Raw genomic sequence first — 17,635 nt, forward strand, 5'->3', positions numbered from 1 at the left:
CGCCCGGCCGCGCGGCATGCGGCCGGCCCCATCGAATTTCAATTCAACACAAGACGCTACCGATGGATATCAGGTTCTTCGATCCGAATCGCACCGCGAACGCCTCGGCGTGGCGCGTGCTCCCCAACCGCTGGGATGCCATCGCGTTTCCGCTGATCATCTGCCTGCTGGCGATGGCGATCGTCGGCTTCCATCAGACGATGGCGCCGATCGGCGTGCTGCAGACGCAGAAGATCTCGCTCGATCCGTCGAATCTGCCCGAATACGCGTTGCGCACCACGCTGCGGATGCTCGCGGCAATGGTCGCGTCGCTCGTGTTTACGCTCGTCTACGGCACGCTCGCGGCCAAGAGCCGTCGCGCGGGCATGGTGCTGATCCCGATCCTCGACATCCTGCAGTCGGTGCCGGTGCTCGGCTTTATCTCGTTTACGGTCACGTTCTTCCTCGCGCTGTTCCCGAGCCGCGTGCTCGGCGCCGAGCTCGCGGCGATCTTCGCGATCTTCACGAGCCAGGCGTGGAACATGACGTTCAGCTTCTACCAGTCGCTGCGCACGGTGCCGCGCGACCTGAGCGAAGTGTCGCGCGGCTTTCACCTGACGACGTGGCAGCGCTTCTGGAAGCTCGAGGTGCCGTTCTCGATGCCGGGGCTGATCTGGAACATGATGATGTCGATGTCGGGCGGCTGGTTCTTCGTCGTCGCGTCGGAGGCCATCACGGTCGGCAACCAGACGATCACGCTGCCGGGGATCGGCGCGTATCTGGCGCAGGCGATTTCGGACAAGAATATCGGCGCGGTCGGCTGGGTGATCGTCGCAATGTCGGTCGTGATCCTGGCTTATGACCAGTTCCTGTTTCGTCCGCTCGTCGCGTGGGCCGACAAGTTCCGGATGGAGAACACCGCGTCGGGCGATGCACCGCAATCCTGGCTGCTCGACATGATGCGTCGTACGCACCTGATCCACCAGTTGCTCGTGCCGGCCGGCTGGCTGCTGTCGCAGGCCGCGCGGATTCCGCTGCGCCTGCCGTCGCTGAAGGGCACGCGCACGCGCGGCGCGTCGGCGCGCGGCTCGTCGCGCATCGGCGACATCGTGTGGGGCGTGTTCGTGATCCTGCTGACGGTGTACGTCGTGTGGCGCGTCGTCAGCTTCGTCGCGACCGGCGTGACGATGGGCGAGGTCGGGCACGTGCTCGTGCTCGGGCTCATCACGCTGCTGCGCGTGATGGTGCTGATCGCGATCGCGTCGGTGATCTGGGTGCCGCTCGGCGTGCTGATCGGCCTGCGCCCCGCGCTGGCCGAGAAGATCCAGCCGCTCGCGCAGTTCCTCGCCGCGTTCCCGGCGAACCTGCTGTTCCCGGTGTTCGTGATCGTGATCGTTCGCTTCCACCTGAATGCGGACATCTGGCTGTCGCCGCTGATCGTGCTCGGCACGCAGTGGTACATCCTGTTCAACGTGATTGCCGGTGCGATGTCCTATCCGAACGACTACAAGGAAGCGACGAAGAATTTCCGCATTCGCGGCTGGCAGTGGTGGCGGCAGGCGATCCTGCCCGGCATCTTCCCGTACTACGTGACGGGCGCGATCACCGCGTCGGGCGGCGCGTGGAACGCGAGCATCGTGTCCGAATTCGTGCAGTGGGGCGACACGAAGGTCGTCGCGCACGGCCTCGGCGCATACATCGCGCAGATGACCGCCGCCGGCGATTTCCCGAAGATCATCCTCGGCATCGCGGTGATGTCCCTGTTCGTTACCCTGTTCAACCGTCTGCTGTGGCGTCCGATGTACGCCTATGCGGAATCCCGGCTCCGTCTCGATTGAGAGTAAGCGCGATGCAAAATTCGACCGTTATCAACGCCCCTGTCAAACCGTCCCAGCCGCTTCAGCCGCCGCGCCTCGGCGAGGAAATCCTGCGCGTCGATCAAGTCTGCCGCGGCTTCAACAAGTCGCAGGGCGAACTGCTCGTGCTCGACGACGCGAACCTGTCGCTGCGCGAAGGCGAGATCGTCGGGCTGCTCGGCCGCTCCGGCTCGGGCAAGTCAACGCTGCTGCGGATCATCGCCGGCCTGATCGAGCCGACCGGCGGTGAAGTGACTTATCTCGGCCAGCCGCTGCGCGGCCCGGCCGAAGGCGTCGCGATGGTGTTCCAGACGTTTGCGCTGTTCCCGTGGCTCACCGTGTTGCAGAACGTTGAAGCCGGCCTCGAAGCGCTCGGCGTCGGCGCGCGCGAGCGGCGCGAGCGCGCACTCGCCGCGATCGACCTGATCGGTCTCGACGGTTTCGAGAACGCGTACCCGCGCGAGCTGTCGGGCGGCATGCGCCAGCGCGTGGGTTTTGCGCGCGCGCTCGTCGTCGATCCGACGATCCTGTTGATGGACGAGCCGTTCTCGGCGCTCGACGTGCTGACGGCCGAGACGCTGCGTACCGACCTGCTCGACCTGTGGACGCAAGGGCGGATGCCGATCAAGTCGGTGCTGATCGTCACGCACAACATCGAGGAAGCCGTGTTCATGTGCGACCGGATTCTCGTGCTGTCGTCGAACCCGGGCCGCGTGATCGCCGAGATCAAGGTGCCGTTCAAGCATCCGCGCAACCGGCTCGACACCGATTTCCGCAAGCTCGTCGACGACATCTACGCGAAGATGACCGCGCGCCAGACCAACGAGGCGACGAAGAAGGGGCTCGAACTCGGCAGCTGGCTGCCGCAGGTGTCGACCAACCTGATGGCCGGCCTGATCGAAACGCTCGCGATGGCGCCGTACCACGGCCGTGCCGACATGCCGGAAATCGCGCGCACGCTGCATCTGGAAGTCGACGAGCTGTTTCCGATTGCCGAAGTGCTGCAGTACCTCGGTTTCGCGGACGTGCGGGAAGGCGATGTGTTCCTGACGCCGCCCGCACGCGTGTTCGCGGAATTCGGCACGCAGGAGCGCAAGCTGATGTTCGCGGATCACCTGCTGAAGCACGTGCCGCTCGCCGCGCGGATCAGGAAGGTGCTGAACGAGCGTCCGGGCCATCGCGCGCCGCGCGTGCGCTTCGAGCAGGAGCTCGAGGATTTCCTGTCGGACGAAGCGGCCGAGGAAACGCTCGACGCGGTGATCGACTGGGGGCGTTACGGCGAAGTTTTTTCGTATAACGACAAGACCGAAGTGTTCAGTCTCGAGGATGTCGAGAGCTGATGCCCGTGCCCGAATGGCGAGCGATCGTCATTCGGGCAAATCGCGCTGGTTGGCGTCCAGATCGATCCCGCCGGTACTGAGATGCTCGATCTTCTCCATCCGCTGCCGCGCCAGCTCCGGCAACCGGTTCGTCACGCCGATCACCAGCGCTTCGGCGAGCGCCAGCGCCGGCACGTTGGTCTGCAGCATCGCGAAAGGGCGCCCCTGGATCCGCAGCACGATCTCCGCGAACGCGCCGATCGGCGACATCCATTCGTCGGTGATCAGCAGGATCCGCGTGCCGAGCCGGTGCGCGGCCTGCGCGAAGCGGATGCTGTCCTTCTGGTAGCGGCGAAAGTCGAAGATGACGAGCACGTCGTCGCGCCCCATGTCGGTCAGTGCGACCGACGCGAGATTCACGTTCGGTTCGACGTACTGCACATGCGGGCGCGCATAGGCCAGCGTGAACGAAAACAGCGACGCGAGCGGCGCCGTGTAGCGCCCGCCGCCGCAGAAGATGCGCACGTCCGGGTCGGCCAGCAGCGTCACGGCTGCGTCGAACGCAGCCGCGTCGAGCCCTTCGATCGTGGTCGCCAGCGATTCGGACAGCCGCTGGAAAATCGCCGAATGGCTGTCGCGCATGCCCGCTTCGGAGTGGAACGCATCCATCCGCGCGAGCGGTGAATTCATCGCGGTGTCGATCTCGCCGTACAGCGCCTGCTGGAACGACGAGTAGTTCGGAAAGCCGATCCTGACGACAAAACGAAACACGGTCGGATCGCTGACTTCAGCCTGCTTCGCGAAGCTCGCGATCGGCCCGAGGCCGAGGCTCGGATAGCGATCCAGCAACGCATGCGCAACCTTCTGTTCCGACGGCGTGAAGCTATCCATCTGGGATAACAGCAACGCCCTGATGCTCGTCCCCATCGGGCACTCCAACTCTCTTATCTGAATGACAAACGGCAGACGTGCGTCTGCCGGGACTCCACGCATGTTAGCCGATCGACGTGCGGCGGGCCGCGCGCGGGCCGAAATTAGAGGGACGCATCGCTCGGCCATGTGGTTTGCCCACCAATGTAATGAAACGAACATTTCACGGGAAGCGTTTCCGCGTGCATTCGTTTAAATTTCAGTACTAACCCTAGGTTTTTGCGCGAAAAAGCGAGTGCTATGATCGCGGCCTCGCCGGAATGTACCGTTTATTACATGCCGGATTGGCAGCGTTGGCGCGCGATGTCGCGGCGGCGCATCCCGGCATGGCCCGGTTATTTGTCTGGAGGATTCCGTCATGAGGCGGCTCGTCGTACTCACCCTGTTGTCGGCATTGAGCGTGTGCGCGTTCGCCGCTTCGGACCCCGCGGTTGAAGCGAAGAACGGCATGGTCGTGTCGTCGCAGCACTTCGCGTCGCAGATCGGTGTCGACATCCTGAAGGAAGGCGGCAACGCGGTGGACGCGGCGGTGGCGGTCGGTTATGCGCAGGCGGTGACCAATTCATGCTGCGGCAATATCGGCGGCGGCGGCTTTATGACCGTGCACCTGGCCGACGGCCGCGACCGCTTCATCAACTTCCGCGAGACTGCGCCGGCCGCGGCGACGGCGAACATGTATCTCGACGCGTCGGGCAACGTCCGCCCGGGCGAAAGCCTGTACGGCTATCGCGCCGTCGGCGTGCCGGGCACGGTCGCCGGCCTCGATCTCGCGCAGCGCAAATACGGCAAGCTGACGCGCAAGCAGGTGATGGCGCCGGCGATCCGGCTCGCGCGCGACGGCTTCATCCTGACGCGCGGCGATACGGACATCCTCGACACGACGATCGAGCGCTTCAAGAAGGACCCGGACGCGGCGCGCATCTTCCTGCGGCCCGACGGCACGCCGCTGCAGCCGGGCGACCGACTGGTGCAGAAGGACCTGGCCCGTACGCTGGAGCGGATCGCGGAGCACGGGCCCGACGCGTTCTATCACGGCGAGATCCCGAAGATCGTCGAGGCGGCGTCGAAGCGGGCGGGCGGCCTGATCACGGCGGCCGATTTCGCGTCCTATCGGGCCGAGGACATGGCCCCGCTGAAGTGCACGTACCGCGGCTACGAGTTCGTGTCGGCGCCGCCGCCGAGCTCGGGCGGCGTGACGATGTGCGAGACGCTGAACATCCTCGAAGGGTATGACCTGCGCAAGCTGGGCTATCACTCCGCGGCATCGGTCCACTATATGACCGAAGCGATGCGGCACGCGTACGAGGACCGCAACACGCTGCTCGGCGATCCGAACTTCATCGACAACCCGATCGCGAAGCTGACGAGCAAGGAATACGCGGCGCAAATCCGCAAGAGCATCCATGCCGATACGGCGACGCCGTCGGTCGACGTGCAGCCCGGTGTCGGCGTGCACGAGAAGCCGGAAACGACGCATTACTCGATCATCGACCATGACGGCAATGCGGTATCGACGACCTATACGGTCAACGGCCGCTTCGGGGCCGTGGTCATCGCGCCGGGCACGGGCTTCTTCCTGAACGACGAAATGGACGACTTCACCACGAAGGTCGGCGCGCAGAACCTGTTCGGCCTCGTGCAGGGCACGCGCAACTCGATCGCGCCGGGCAAGCGCCCGCTGTCGTCGATGGCGCCGACCATCGTGACGAAGGACGGCAAGGTGTTCATGGTGGTCGGTTCGCCGGGCGGATCGCGCATCATCACGATCACGCTGCAGACCGTGCTGAACGTGATCGACTACGGGATGACGCCGCAGGACGCGGTCGCCGCGCCGCGCATCCACCACCAGTGGCTGCCCGACGAGGTCTACTACGAAACCTACGGCCTGTCGCCGGACACGCTCGCGATCCTGCGCAACATGGGCTACAAGATGGTCGAGCAGACGCCGTGGGGCGCGGCCGAGCTGATCATGGTCGGCCTGCCGGGCACCGAAGCGGCGAGCCGCCAGAGTTCCGGGAACGACTCGTCCGTGTCGGGCAACGTGCGCGTCGGCTTCATCTACGGCTACAACGATCCGCGCCGTCCGGCCGGATCGGCGATCGGCTACTGACCCGATCGCATCATGCCGAACCGCTGCCGCCGGCGTTCGAGTTTCCGCGAATGCCCTGACGGCGGCAGCGCGTCCGTTCGCGGACATCCGCAAGTCCGATCGGCGCCTGTGCGCGGCATTCCGCGCACGACCGGCTTGCCACACACGTGCCCCGATGCGCGCCTTTCTTCCGTCAACCTCTTCACCGTGCGACGAATCCCGTTATGAACAAACGAATGTCTGCGGCAGGCTGGATCCTGCTCGCGATGGCGGCCGGCATCTTCATCGGCTACCTGATCTTCACGCAGCTTCCCGACAAGCAGTCGGCAGCGGAAATCGCCGGCTACATCTCGCTCGTGTCCGATGTGTTCCTGCGGCTGATCAAGATGGTGATCGGCCCGCTGGTGTTCTCGACGCTCGTCGTCGGCATTGCGCACATGGGCGATGCGTCGTCCGTCGGGCGCGTGTTCGTGAAGGCGCTCGGCTGGTTCGTCACCGCGTCGCTGATCTCGCTGCTGCTCGGGCTGCTGATGGCGAACCTGCTGCGGCCCGGCGAGAACCTCGGCCTGCCGCTGCCGGACATCGGCGCGTCCGCGCATCTTGCGACGTCCAAGTTCACGCTGAAGGATTTCGTCGGCCACATGGTGCCGAAGTCGTTCGCCGAGGCGATGGCGAACAACGAGATCCTGCAGATCGTCGTGTTCTCGCTGTTCTTCGGCGTTGCGCTGGCGGCGCTCGGCGAGCGCGGCAAGATCCTCGTCGCCGCGATCGACCAGTTGTCGCACGTGATGCTCAAGATCACCGGCTACGTGATGAAGCTCGCGCCGCTCGCGGTTATGGCCGCGATGGCGTCGACCGTCGCGATCAACGGGCTGTCGATCCTGCTGAAGTTCGCGGTGTTCATGGGCGACTTCTACATGAGCCTCGTGCTGCTGTGGGCCACGCTCGTCGCCGCCGGGCTGCTGTTCCTCGGCCGCCGCGTGTTCAAGCTGCTCCTGCTGATCAAGGAAGCGTTCATGCTGTCGTTTGCGACCGCGAGCTCCGAGGCCGCGTATCCGAAGATCCTCGACGCGCTCGACCGTTTCGGCGTGCGGCGCAAGATCGCGAGCTTCGTGATGCCGATGGGCTATTCGTTCAACCTCGACGGCTCGATGATGTACTGCACGTTCGCGTCGCTGTTCATCGCGCAGGCCTACAACATCCACCTGTCGCTCGGCACGCAGGTCACGATGCTGCTGATCCTGATGCTGACGTCGAAGGGAATGGCCGGCGTGCCGCGCGCATCGCTCGTCGTGATCGCGGCGACGCTGCACCAGTTCAATATCCCGGAAGCCGGGCTGCTGCTGATTCTCGGCGTCGACACGTTCCTCGACATGGGGCGCTCGGCCACGAACGCGGTGGGCAATTCGATCGCCAGCGCGGTGGTCGCGAAGTGGGAAGGCGAGCTGATGTCGGAAGCAGAGGCGGAGGTGCATGCCGCGCATCTCGATGCCGAACTGGAACGACAGAACAGCGATCCGGCCTACGGCGCCGGTCAGGCTGCGTCGAGCTGACCTCAAGCGGTGCAGGCTTCGTCGATGCACGCGGCCAGCACCATCGCGGCGGCATTGCCCGGCGTCGAGCCGAGCAATTGCGGCGCATAGACGCTGTCGCCGATCTCGATCGACCGCCCCGACAGTGCGCAGACGCCGCGCTTGCGCGTCGTGAACAGCCGCCACTTCTGGTAGCCGTAATGCCCGGTGCATGCGTCGCACCACGAAATCATCACGGTGTCGGCCGTGGGCCGTTCGAGCACGCTGATGGTCGGCCGGCTCGTCGCGTCCCACGACGGCAGCCGGTCGCGCGTGACGCCGCGTCGTCGCGGCATGCCCCACGACAAGGACGGCATGTCGAAGCTGCCGATCGCGGCGACGGTCATGAGCCAGGGCGCTGCACTGTCGTTCATGTCAGGTTTCCTCGAAACGTTACGCGACACCGCGACGCGCGGCATCACGACAGGCGGATGCGCGGCTGCACGCAGCCGTTGATCCGTTCGGCGATCCACAGCAGGGTCGCCTTGGAGAAACCGTGCAGCGCCTGCTGGTGCCGCCGGTAGAGCATCAGGTGGCTGAACTGCGCGAAGCGCCCCTGGATGAAGCCGCCGCGGAAGAATCCGAACTGCCCGAGCGTGCCGAATGCGTCGTAGTCGCTGATCGACACGAGCGCGCCGAAATCGTGGAACGCGAACGGCGGCATCGGCTTGCCGTCGAGCCACGCGGGCAGGTGCTTCGCGAGATGCTCGGCCTGCTGCGTCGCGACCTGCGCTGTCGGCGGCAGCGGCCGTTCATGGCCGTCGGGCAGCAGGCTCGCGCAATCGCCGATCGCGAACACGTGCTCGTCGCCGGTTGCCTGCAGCGTGGGCCCGACGACGATCTGGTTCGCGCGGTTCGTGTCGAGCCCGCCCAGCGCCTGCATGAAATCGGGCGCCTTCACGCCGGCCGCCCAGACCATCAGGTCTGCTTCGGCGTACGAACCGTCACCGTAGTGGAAACCGTTCGCGTCGGCCGACGTAACGCGCGTCGACGTCAGCACGTGAAAACCGATCTGTTCGAGCCGCCGCTGCGCCGACGCGGAAATCCTCGGCGGAAACGCGGCGAGGATGCGCGGGCCGCTTTCGAGCAGCGTCAGCCGCAGCCGTTCGCGCACCGTCGCGTCGCCATACGCCTGCGCCACTTCCAGCAACCGGCTCAGCTCCGCCGCGAGTTCCACGCCTGTCGCGCCCGCGCCGACGATCGCGACGCGAAATGGCTCGTCGCGCGCGATGCTGCGAAACACGCGCATCCGCAACGCTTCGTTGAAGGTCTCGGCCTGCTGCTGGCTGTCGATGAAATAGCAGTGCTCGCGTACACCCGGCACGCCGAAATCGTTGGCCTGGCTGCCGAGCGCGACGATTAGCACGTCGTAGTCGAGTTCGCGGGCCTCGATCACCACGTCGCCGTCCTGCGAGCGGATCTCGCCGAGCTGCACGCGGCGGCGCGCACGATCGAGCCCCTTCAGTTCGCCGGGCTGGTACGTGTAGCCGTGGTCGCGTGCATGGGCGAGGAAGATCACCTGTTGCTGCTGGACGTCGCGCGTGCCGGCCGCGATCGTGTGCAGCATCGGCTTCCAGATGTGGGTCGGACTGCGGTCGACGACGGTGACCTGCGCACGCCCGGACCGGCCGAGGCGCTCGCCCAGGCGGGTCGCGAGCTGCAGCCCGGCGATCCCGCCACCGACGATGACGATGCGTGTAGGGGGTGTCATGGATAAATCATCGCGTGATGAATAAGGTATGATCCTAGCGCTTCCCGGCTTCGCGTGTCAACGCGAGCGGGGCAGGCAACCCGGTTCCGGCGACGTGAAGCCGGGGCCCGAACACGGGCATTCGAACCATTCAAGGGGAGCAGGAAAACGTGGCTGAAGTCACTGAGCGCGCGCCGTCGAAGCGGCGTACGCGCGGGCGGCCGCTGGCGGGTGCGTCCGTCGGTCCGGACGTGATATTGCGGGCCGCGCGCCGCACGTTCGCGAAGCGGGGTTACGACGCGACGAGCGTGCGCGAAGTCGCGCGCGAGCTGGGCGTCGACGCGGCGCTGATCGCCCATCATTTCGGTACGAAGGAAACGTTGTGGCTGGCCGTCGTCGAGCAGATCGTCGACCTGGCGACGCCGATGTTCGACGCGCTGCGTGCATTGCGTACGTCGTCATTGCCGCATCGCGATCGCGTGCGGCGCGCGCTCGAGCTGTGCGTCGATCACGAATTCGACGAGCCCGACATCGGCATGTTCTTCTCGACCGCGGCGACCGAGGTGGGCGGGCGGCTCGACCGGCTGCAGGAGCGGCTCGTGCGGCCGTATCACGACGTGATGTTCCCGCTGCTGTCGGACGCCGTGCAGGCCGGCGCGATCCGCGCGGTCGATCCGAACGTGCTGTTCTTCATGATCGCGAGCGCGATCGGCACGACGGTGTCGTACAGCCACATGATGCTGGCGTTCACGTCGCTGCCGACTCAGCGGGACGCGTTCAAGCAGGCCGTGCTCGCCGCCGCGCTCAACATCATCGGCGACTGAGCGCCGCGCGCACGATGCGCGCGGTCACGTCGCGGCAACCAGCCCCAGTTCGCTCACAGCGTTCCTCGCGCCATTACGCGCCGCATCCGGCCCGCGCATCATTCGAGGTCCGTCGGCGGCTTGTCACCGAGCCAGCGCCGCGCACCGGGCCCGTTGCGGCCCGCGCGGTCTTCCGGGTTGGTCAGCTTGCAGCGCTTCAGCGACAGGCAACCGCAGCCGATGCACTCGTCGAGGTTGATGTAGAGCCGCTGCAACTCCTCGATCCGGCTCGCGACGCGCTGCTTCCAGCCGCGCGACAGTCGCTGCCAGTCCTTGTTGCTCGGCGCGGTGTCCTCGGGCAGGCTGACGAGCTGTTCGGCGATCTCGTCGAGCGAATAGCCGATCTTCTGCGCGAACACGATGAACGCGATCAGCCGCAGCACCGCGCGCGAATAGTGGCGATGGCTCGAGCCGTTCCGGTGCGACTTGATGAGCCCGCGCGTCTCGTAGAACCGCAGTGTCGACGCCGGCACGCCGCTGCGCGCGGCCACTTCGCGGATCGACATCAGCGGCCATTTCGGTTCTTCCGGGGTACCCATGGTGTTCTCCGGGAAAAGCTTGACTTGAAGTTAACTTCAACTTTTATGCTACGCGGCAGTTTAACCCGTTGCGAGGCATCATGTTCTCCTTATCCCTACGCAGGACGTCGCCTTTGGGTGCGACCTGTGCCCTGTTGCTGGCGTTGTCGGGCTGTCACGACGGCAAAGGCGAATCGTCGGCCCATCCCCTACCCGAAGTCGGCGTCGCAACGGTCGCGCCGCGCACGGTTCGCCTCGCTGACGAATTCAATGGACGCGTCGAGGCGGTCGACGCGGTCGAATTGCGGCCGCGCGTGAGCGGCTATCTGCAGCGCGTCGCGTACAAGGAGGGCGATCTCGTCGCGCAGGGCGCGCTGCTGTTCGAGATCGACCCGCGCCCGTACCGGATCGCGCTCGACCGCGCGAACGCGCAGCAGCAGCGGGCCCGCGCGGCCGCGAGCCTCGCGAACGTGCAGCTCAAGCGCGTGCAGACGCTGATCGATGCGCATGCGACGTCGCAGGAAGAACTCGACAATGCGCGTGCCACCGCCGAGCAGGCGCGTGCGGACCTGCAGGCGGCCGACGCGGCCGTCGCCGATGCCAAACTCAATCTCGGCTTCACCGAAGTGCGCGCGCCGATCGCGGGCCGTGTCGGCCGCGCGGTAGCGACCGCCGGCAACCTCGCGCGCGCGGACGACACGCTGCTGACGACCGTCGTGTCGCAGGATCCCGTCTATGTGTATTTCGACTGCGATGAGCAGAGCTACCTGCGCTACAACGCGCGGCGTGCCGATCCGAAGCATCGCGCGATCGGCGCCGATCCGGTGCGCGTGGGCCTCGCGAACGAGACGGGCTTCCCGCACGCGGGCACCGTCGACTTCCTCGACAACCGGCTCGATCCGCAAACCGGCACGATCCGCGCGCGCGTGCGGCTGCCGAACGCTGACCACACGTTCACGCCGGGCCTGTATGCGCGTGTGCAGCTCGTCAGCGGCCGCGACCAGGATGCGCTGCTCGTCGACGACAAGGCCGTGCTCACCGACCAGGACCGCAAGTACGTGTACGTGATCGGCCCCGGCGACAAGGCACTGCGGCGCGACGTGACGATCGGCCGCGAGCTCGAGGGCGAGCGGATCGTCGAGAAGGGGCTGCAGGCGGGCGACCGCGTGGTGGTCGACGGCGTGCAGCGGATCTACTATCCGGGTGCGCAGGTGAAGCCGAAGGCGCTGCCCGCACGCGCCGATGCCGGTTCCGGCAATGGCAGTGGCACGGGCACGGGCGGCAGCACGCAGGCTGTGGCCGACGCCGGCGTGCCCGCCGCGCAATGACGGGAGACAGATAATGGATTTCTCCCGATTCTTCATCGACCGGCCGATCTTCGCGGTCGTGCTGTCGATCGTCATCTTCGCGATCGGCCTGATCTCGATTCCGATGCTGCCGGCCGGCGAATACCCGGAAGTCGTGCCGCCGAGCGTCGTCGTGCGTGCGACGTACCCGGGCGCGAACCCGAAGGAAATCGCCGAATCGGTCGCCGAACCGCTGGAAGAAGCGATCAACGGCGTCGAAGGCATCATGTACATGAAGTCGGTCGCCGGGTCGGACGGCAGCCTGCAGGTCGTCGTCACGTTCCTGCAGGGCGTCGATCCCGACACGGCCGCCGTGCGCGTGCAGAACCGCGTGAGCCAGGCGCTGTCGCGCCTGCCCGACGAGGTGCGCCAGTACGGCGTGACGACGCAGAAGCAGTCGCCGACGCCGCTGATGTACGTGAGCCTCTACTCACCGGACAACAGCCGCGATTCGCTGTACCTGCGCAACTACCTGACGCTGCGCGTGAAGGACGAGCTGTCGCGGCTCACCGGCATCGGCGACGTCGGCGTGTACGGCTCGGGCGATTACGCGATGCGGCTGTGGCTCGACCCGAACCGGCTCGCGTCGCGCGGGCTGACCGCGAGCGACGTGATCGCGGCCGTGCGCGAGCAGAACGTGCAGGTGTCGGCGGGCCAGCTCGGCGCGGAGCCGTCGCCGAAGGCGAACGACTTCCTCGTGTCGATCAACGTGCGCGGCCGCCTGCGCACGGTGCAGGAATTCAGCGACATCGTGCTGCGCAACGGCGACGACGGCCAGGTCGTGAAGCTGTCCGACGTCGCGCGCATCGAGCTCGGCGCGGGCGACTACACGCTGCGCTCGTATTTCAACGACAGGCATTCGGCCGTGGTCGGCATCTTCCTGTCGCCGGGCGCGAACGCGCTCGACGTCGCGAAGGCCGTCTATGCGAAGCTCGACGAACTGTCGAAGCGTTTCCCGCCCGGCGTCGCGTACCGCCCCGTGTGGGACCCGACCGTGTTCGTGCGCGAATCGATCCGCGCGGTGCAGCACACGCTGATCGAGGCCGTCGTGCTGGTCGTGCTCGTCGTGATCCTGTTCCTGCAGACCTGGCGCGCGTCGATCATCCCGCTCGTCGCGGTGCCCGTGTCGGTGGTCGGCACGTTCGCGTTTCTCCATCTGCTCGGCTATTCGATCAACACGCTGACGCTGTTCGGGCTCGTGCTCGCGATCGGGATCGTCGTCGACGATGCGATCGTCGTCGTCGAGAACGTCGAGCGCAACATCGCGCAGGGGCTGAGCCCGCGCGATGCCGCGCACCAGGCGATGCGCGAGGTGTCGGGGCCGATCGTCGCGATCGCGCTCGTGCTGTGCGCGGTGTTCGTGCCGATGGCGTTCATGTCGGGCGTCACGGGCCAGTTCTACAGGCAGTTCGCGGTGACGATCGCGATCTCGACGGTGATCTCCGCGATCAACTCGCTGACGCTGTCGCCCGCGCTTGCCGCGAAGCTGCTGCGCCCGCACGGCGCGCCGAAGGATGCGCTCACGCGCGCGCTCGACCGTGCGTTCGGGTGGCTGTTCCATCCGTTCAACCGCTTCTTCGAGCGCAGTTCCGACCGCTATCACGGTGTCGTCGCGGGTACGCTGAAACGGCGCGGCGTGGTGTTCGCGGTCTACGCGGCGCTGCTCGCGGCCACCGCGCTGTTGTTCAACGCGGTGCCGGGCGGCTTCATCCCCGTGCAGGACAAGCTGTACCTGTTCGCGGGCGCGAAGCTGCCGGAAGGCGCGTCGCTCGCGCGCACCAGCGCGGTGACCGAGCAGATGACGAAGATCGCGCTCGGCACCGACGGCGTCGAGATGGTGCCGGCGTTTGCGGGGCTGAATGCGCTGCAGGGCGTGAACACGCCGAACATCACGAACTCGTACGTGATCCTGAAGCCGTTCGACCAGCGTCACCGCAGCGCCGCGCAGATCAACGCGGACCTGAACGCGCGCTTCGCGGCCGTCGGCGGCGGCATCACCTATGCGCTGATGCCGCCGCCGATCCAGGGCCTCGGCAACGGTTCCGGCTACTCGCTGTATCTGGAGGATCGCGGCGGGCTCGGCTACGGGGCGCTGCAGAACGCGCTCACCGCGTTCCAGGCTGCGGTCGCGAAGACGCCGGGGATGAGCTACCCCGTCAGCTCGTACCAGGCGAACATCCCGCAACTCGAGGTGAAGGTCGACCGGCTGAAGGCGAAGGCGCAGGGCGTCGCGCTGACCGACCTGTTCAACACGCTGCAGGTTTATCTCGGTTCGATGTACGTGAACGACTTCAACGTGTTCGGCCGCGTGTATCGCGTGATGGCGCAGGCCGATGCCGGTCACCGGCAGACGGCCGCCGACATCGCGAACCTGCGCACGCGCAACGCGAAGGGCGAGATGGTGCCGATCGGCTCGATGGTGACGGTGGGGCCCGCGTACGGGCCCGACCCGGTCGTCCGCTACAACGGCTATCCGGCCGCCGACCTGATCGGCGACGCCGATCCGAAGGTGATGTCGTCGTCGCAGGCGATCGCGAAGCTCCAGCAGATCGCGAAGGAGGTGCTGCCGCCCGGCATCACGCTCGAATGGACCGACCTCAGCTACCAGCAGGTCACGCAAAGCAACGCGGCGATCGTCGTGTTCCCGCTCGCGGTGATGCTCGTGTTCCTCGTGCTCGCATCGCTGTACGAGAGCTGGACGCTGCCGCTCGCGGTGATCCTGATCGTGCCGGTTTGCATGTGCGCGGCGCTGTTCGGCGTGTGGCTGTCGGGCGGTGACAACAACGTGTTCGTGCAGGTCGGTCTGGTCGTGCTGATGGGGCTCGCGTGCAAGAACGCGATCCTGATCGTCGAGTTCGCACGCGAGCTCGAAATCCAGGGCAAGGGCGTGATCGAAGCCGCGCTCGAGGCATGCAAGCTGCGGCTGCGCCCGATCGTGATGACGTCGGTCGCATTCATCGCCGGCTCGGTGCCGCTGCTGATCGGCAGCGGCGCGGGCAGCGAAGTGCGCGCGGCCACCGGCGTCACCGTGTTCGCGGGAATGCTGGGCGTCACGCTGTTCGGGCTGTTCCTGACACCTGTGTTCTACGTGGCGATCCGCAAGCTCGCGGGCGGCACGCCGGCCGTCTGGAGCGAACAGCACGGCACCCTCGAAGGAGAAAACCGATGAGCGCCGCTTTCCGTCTTTCCGCGCTCGCGATGTCGGTGACGCTGGCCGCGTGCGCGGTCGGCCCCGATTTCAAGCGGCCCGATACGGCCACGGCCGCGCGGTTCGCGCGCGACGCGCAGCCGTCCGATACGCGGTCCGATATGCCGCCCGACGCGTCGGCCGATGCCGATGCCGAGTTCTGGCGCGGCTTCGGCGATCCGACGCTGACGCAGTTGATCGATACGGCGCTCGCGGCGAACCAGGACCTGCACGTCGCCGTGTCGCGCTACGACGCGTCGAACGCGCTGCTGTCGCAGGCGACGTTCGACCGCTATCCGACGATTACCGCGAGCGGCCAGATCGGCCATCAACTGACGAGCAAGGATCAGGCGTTCGGCGCGCCGCGCAGCCAGCGCGATACGCCGATATCCAGCGTCGGGATCAATGCGGCATGGGAGCTCGACCTGTTCGGCCGCGTGCGCCGCTCGATCGAGTCGCAGCGTGCGGAAACGGCTGCCAGTGCGGCGGACGTGCGCGCGGTGCGCGTTGCGATCGCCGGCGAGGTCGCGAGCACGTACGTCGATCTGCGCGGCTCGCAGGAGCGGTTGCGGATCGCGCGCGATAACGCCGACAACCAGAAGCAGACGCTCGCGCTGATCAATGCGCGCGTCGGCGCGGGGCGCGGTTCCGAACTCGATGCGGCGCGTGCGCGGGCGCAGTACGAATCGACGACGTCGCGGATTGCCGTGTACGAAGCCGCGATCGGCGTCGACGAGCACCGGCTCGCGGTGCTGACCGGGCAGACGCCGGATGCGCTGATCGGCCGGTTCGATCTCCCGAAGGCTGTCGCTTCGGCGGGCACACCCGTGCCGCTGCCGGCGCTTGCCGCCGACGTCGATCCCGGCACGCCGGGCGACCTGCTGCGCCGGCGCCCCGATGTCGCGGCTGCCGAGGCGCGGCTGCACGCGGCGACCGCGCGCGTCGGCGTCGCGACGGCCGACCTGTTTCCGCGCTTCACGCTGTCGGGGTTGCTCGGCAGCGCGACGAGCAGCTACGGGTTCTTCCGCGCGGGCAGCGACACGAACCTGATCGCGCTCGGCGTCGACTGGTCGTTCCTCGACGTCGGCCGCGTGCGGGCACGGATCGCCGCGAGTGACGCGGAAGCGGCCGGCCAGCTCGCGCAGTACCGGCAGACCGTGCTTGGTGCGCTGGAGGAAACGGAGAACGCGCTGCTGCGTGTCGCCCGTACGCGTGACGAAACGGCTCATCTCGTGCGTGCCGCGGACGACAGCGCGCGCGCCGCGCAGCTCGCTCAGACGCGCTTCTCGGCCGGCGCGATCGACTACTACGAAGTGCTCGACGCGCAACGGACGCTGCTGCAGGCGCAGGATGCGGCGGCCGATGCGCGCACGCGCAGCGCGGCATCGACGATCGCGCTGTACAAGGCGCTCGCGGGCGGCTGGCCGTCGGGAACGGCGCAACGCGCGCAAGGGCCGCTTGCGCAGTCGGGGCAGTAGAGCGGGCAGCGCGGCGCGGCAGGCCGGAACAGTCGTGCCTGCCGCGCGGTGCGCGACTACATGTGGAGGGGAACCGTATCGAGGTAAGATTTAATTGCAACTGCAATTAAACGAAAGGAACGACCTGACATGAGCGCACCCGAACCCGATCTGTGGTTCTCGTTCGTCCGCGCGCACCGGACGATGATTCGCGAGATCGAGCGCCGCCTCGCGGATGCCGGCCTGCCAGCGTATGCGTGGTACGACGCGTTGTGGGGGCTCGAAAGCGGGCTCGACGGCACGCGCCGCATGCACGAACTCGCCGACGTGCTCGCGATCGAGCGCTACAACCTCACGCGGCTCGTCGACCGGCTCGAACAGGAGGGGCTCGTCACGCGCGCACGTTCGGCGGACGACGGCCGCGCCGCGTATGCGAGCATCACCGACAAGGGGCGGGCCCTGCGCAAGAAGATGTGGAAGGTGTACCAGTCGACGGTCTCGGACCTCTTTCTCGGGCAGTTCACCGGCAAGGAGCAGGTGGCGATGGCCGCCGCGCTCGATCGCGCGACCGCCGCGGCGCGTGAAGCGACGGCCGACGCGAAGTAGCGGCGGCCGGCTCGCGCGTCGGCCGCGCGCATGCCGGTGCATCGCCGGTGCGGCTCGCACCGCACCGCCGGATTTGCGCTCGCTGTCGCGCGCCGGCCTGCCCCGGATCGCACAGTCTGCATATCCCTCCTTCGAGTGCTGGCATGTACCGGAGCCCTCGGTCCCGGCGTAGGATTGCAATTGCAACGATTGCAGTTGCAATGATAACCGGATGACAAGGACCG

General features: G+C 66.9%; 13 protein-coding genes. 9 read left to right on the top strand and 4 right to left on the bottom strand.

The annotated features are described in order from the left end of the window. The first annotated feature begins 62 nt into the window (after window positions 1–62). Window positions 63–1,817 (top strand): ABC transporter permease, encoded by a 1,755-nt coding sequence (locus OEJ37_RS27390; protein WP_263347413.1) that lies wholly within the window; start codon window positions 63–65, stop codon window positions 1,815–1,817. Between the two features lie 11 nt (window positions 1,818–1,828). Continuing rightward, complete coding sequence (locus OEJ37_RS27395; protein WP_263347417.1) at window positions 1,829–3,175, top strand: nitrate/sulfonate/bicarbonate ABC transporter ATP-binding protein; 1,347 nt, start codon at window positions 1,829–1,831, stop codon at window positions 3,173–3,175. A 27-nt stretch (window positions 3,176–3,202) separates the two neighbouring features. On the opposite strand, the gene OEJ37_RS27400 is transcribed toward OEJ37_RS27395, so the two are convergent. Then, window positions 3,203–4,081 carry a MurR/RpiR family transcriptional regulator gene (locus OEJ37_RS27400; protein ID WP_263347419.1) on the bottom strand — a complete coding sequence of 293 codons (879 nt, stop codon included), beginning with the start codon at window positions 4,079–4,081 and terminating at the stop codon, window positions 3,203–3,205. A 361-nt stretch (window positions 4,082–4,442) separates the two neighbouring features. On the opposite strand from OEJ37_RS27400, the gene ggt reads away from it, so the two are divergent. Next, window positions 4,443–6,194, top strand: coding sequence for a gamma-glutamyltransferase (gene ggt, locus OEJ37_RS27405; protein WP_175918217.1), 1,752 nt, complete (start codon window positions 4,443–4,445; stop codon window positions 6,192–6,194). A 203-nt stretch (window positions 6,195–6,397) separates the two neighbouring features. After that, entirely contained in the window at window positions 6,398–7,726 is a 1,329-nt protein-coding gene (locus OEJ37_RS27410) for a dicarboxylate/amino acid:cation symporter (protein WP_174421139.1), read from the top strand. 2 nt (window positions 7,727–7,728) lie between these two features. On the opposite strand, the gene OEJ37_RS27415 is transcribed toward OEJ37_RS27410, so the two are convergent. Continuing rightward, a complete protein-coding gene (locus OEJ37_RS27415) occupies window positions 7,729–8,118 on the bottom strand; it encodes a DUF3331 domain-containing protein (protein WP_174421138.1) in 390 nt (129 codons plus the stop codon). A 44-nt stretch (window positions 8,119–8,162) separates the two neighbouring features. Next, window positions 8,163–9,455, bottom strand: coding sequence for an NAD(P)/FAD-dependent oxidoreductase (locus OEJ37_RS27420; protein ID WP_263347426.1), 1,293 nt, complete (start codon window positions 9,453–9,455; stop codon window positions 8,163–8,165). A 149-nt stretch (window positions 9,456–9,604) separates the two neighbouring features. On the opposite strand from OEJ37_RS27420, the gene OEJ37_RS27425 reads away from it, so the two are divergent. Next, window positions 9,605–10,258, top strand: coding sequence for a TetR/AcrR family transcriptional regulator (locus OEJ37_RS27425; protein WP_174421136.1), 654 nt, complete (start codon window positions 9,605–9,607; stop codon window positions 10,256–10,258). A 98-nt stretch (window positions 10,259–10,356) separates the two neighbouring features. Here OEJ37_RS27425 and soxR read toward each other — a convergent pair whose 3' ends face one another. After that, on the bottom strand, window positions 10,357–10,836 hold the full coding sequence (soxR, locus tag OEJ37_RS27430; RefSeq protein ID WP_096473925.1) for a redox-sensitive transcriptional activator SoxR: 480 nt from the start codon (window positions 10,834–10,836) through the stop codon (window positions 10,357–10,359). A gap of 80 nt (window positions 10,837–10,916) precedes the next feature. Here soxR and OEJ37_RS27435 point away from each other — a divergent pair, with 80 nt between their 5' ends. The 4 genes from OEJ37_RS27435 to OEJ37_RS27450 all read left to right on the top strand — a co-directional run bounded on the left by OEJ37_RS27435 (window position 10,917) and on the right by OEJ37_RS27450 (window position 17,411). After that, window positions 10,917–12,143 (top strand): efflux RND transporter periplasmic adaptor subunit, encoded by a 1,227-nt coding sequence (locus OEJ37_RS27435; RefSeq protein ID WP_263347430.1) that lies wholly within the window; start codon window positions 10,917–10,919, stop codon window positions 12,141–12,143. 13 nt (window positions 12,144–12,156) lie between these two features. Then, window positions 12,157–15,330, top strand: a complete 3,174-nt coding sequence (locus OEJ37_RS27440; RefSeq protein WP_263347433.1) for an efflux RND transporter permease subunit — start codon at window positions 12,157–12,159, stop codon at window positions 15,328–15,330. Then, window positions 15,327–16,826 carry an efflux transporter outer membrane subunit gene (locus OEJ37_RS27445; RefSeq protein ID WP_263347435.1) on the top strand — a complete coding sequence of 500 codons (1,500 nt, stop codon included), beginning with the start codon at window positions 15,327–15,329 and terminating at the stop codon, window positions 16,824–16,826. The genes OEJ37_RS27440 and OEJ37_RS27445 overlap by 4 nt, the downstream gene beginning before the upstream one ends. Window positions 16,827–16,955: 129 nt before the next feature. Next, on the top strand, window positions 16,956–17,411 hold the full coding sequence (locus OEJ37_RS27450) for a MarR family winged helix-turn-helix transcriptional regulator (RefSeq protein ID WP_175918209.1): 456 nt from the start codon (window positions 16,956–16,958) through the stop codon (window positions 17,409–17,411). The last annotated feature ends 224 nt before the right edge of the window (window positions 17,412–17,635 follow it).

It is taken from the genome of Burkholderia sp. BKH01, from assembly GCF_025685725.1.
GTDB lineage: Bacteria > Pseudomonadota > Gammaproteobacteria > Burkholderiales > Burkholderiaceae > Burkholderia > Burkholderia pyrrocinia_C.

Coding starts and splice junctions, on each gene's coding strand:
- OEJ37_RS27390 (WP_263347413.1), top strand. CDS start 63: ATGGATATCAGGTTCTTCGATCCGAATCGCACCGCGAACGCCTCGGCG.
- OEJ37_RS27395 (WP_263347417.1), top strand. CDS start 1,829: ATGCAAAATTCGACCGTTATCAACGCCCCTGTCAAACCGTCCCAGCCG.
- OEJ37_RS27400 (WP_263347419.1), bottom strand. CDS start 4,081: ATGGGGACGAGCATCAGGGCGTTGCTGTTATCCCAGATGGATAGCTTC.
- ggt (WP_175918217.1), top strand. CDS start 4,443: ATGAGGCGGCTCGTCGTACTCACCCTGTTGTCGGCATTGAGCGTGTGC.
- OEJ37_RS27410 (WP_174421139.1), top strand. CDS start 6,398: ATGAACAAACGAATGTCTGCGGCAGGCTGGATCCTGCTCGCGATGGCG.
- OEJ37_RS27415 (WP_174421138.1), bottom strand. CDS start 8,118: ATGAACGACAGTGCAGCGCCCTGGCTCATGACCGTCGCCGCGATCGGC.
- OEJ37_RS27420 (WP_263347426.1), bottom strand. CDS start 9,455: ATGACACCCCCTACACGCATCGTCATCGTCGGTGGCGGGATCGCCGGG.
- soxR (WP_096473925.1), bottom strand. CDS start 10,836: ATGGGTACCCCGGAAGAACCGAAATGGCCGCTGATGTCGATCCGCGAA.
- OEJ37_RS27435 (WP_263347430.1), top strand. CDS start 10,917: ATGTTCTCCTTATCCCTACGCAGGACGTCGCCTTTGGGTGCGACCTGT.
- OEJ37_RS27440 (WP_263347433.1), top strand. CDS start 12,157: ATGGATTTCTCCCGATTCTTCATCGACCGGCCGATCTTCGCGGTCGTG.
- OEJ37_RS27445 (WP_263347435.1), top strand. CDS start 15,327: ATGAGCGCCGCTTTCCGTCTTTCCGCGCTCGCGATGTCGGTGACGCTG.
- OEJ37_RS27450 (WP_175918209.1), top strand. CDS start 16,956: ATGAGCGCACCCGAACCCGATCTGTGGTTCTCGTTCGTCCGCGCGCAC.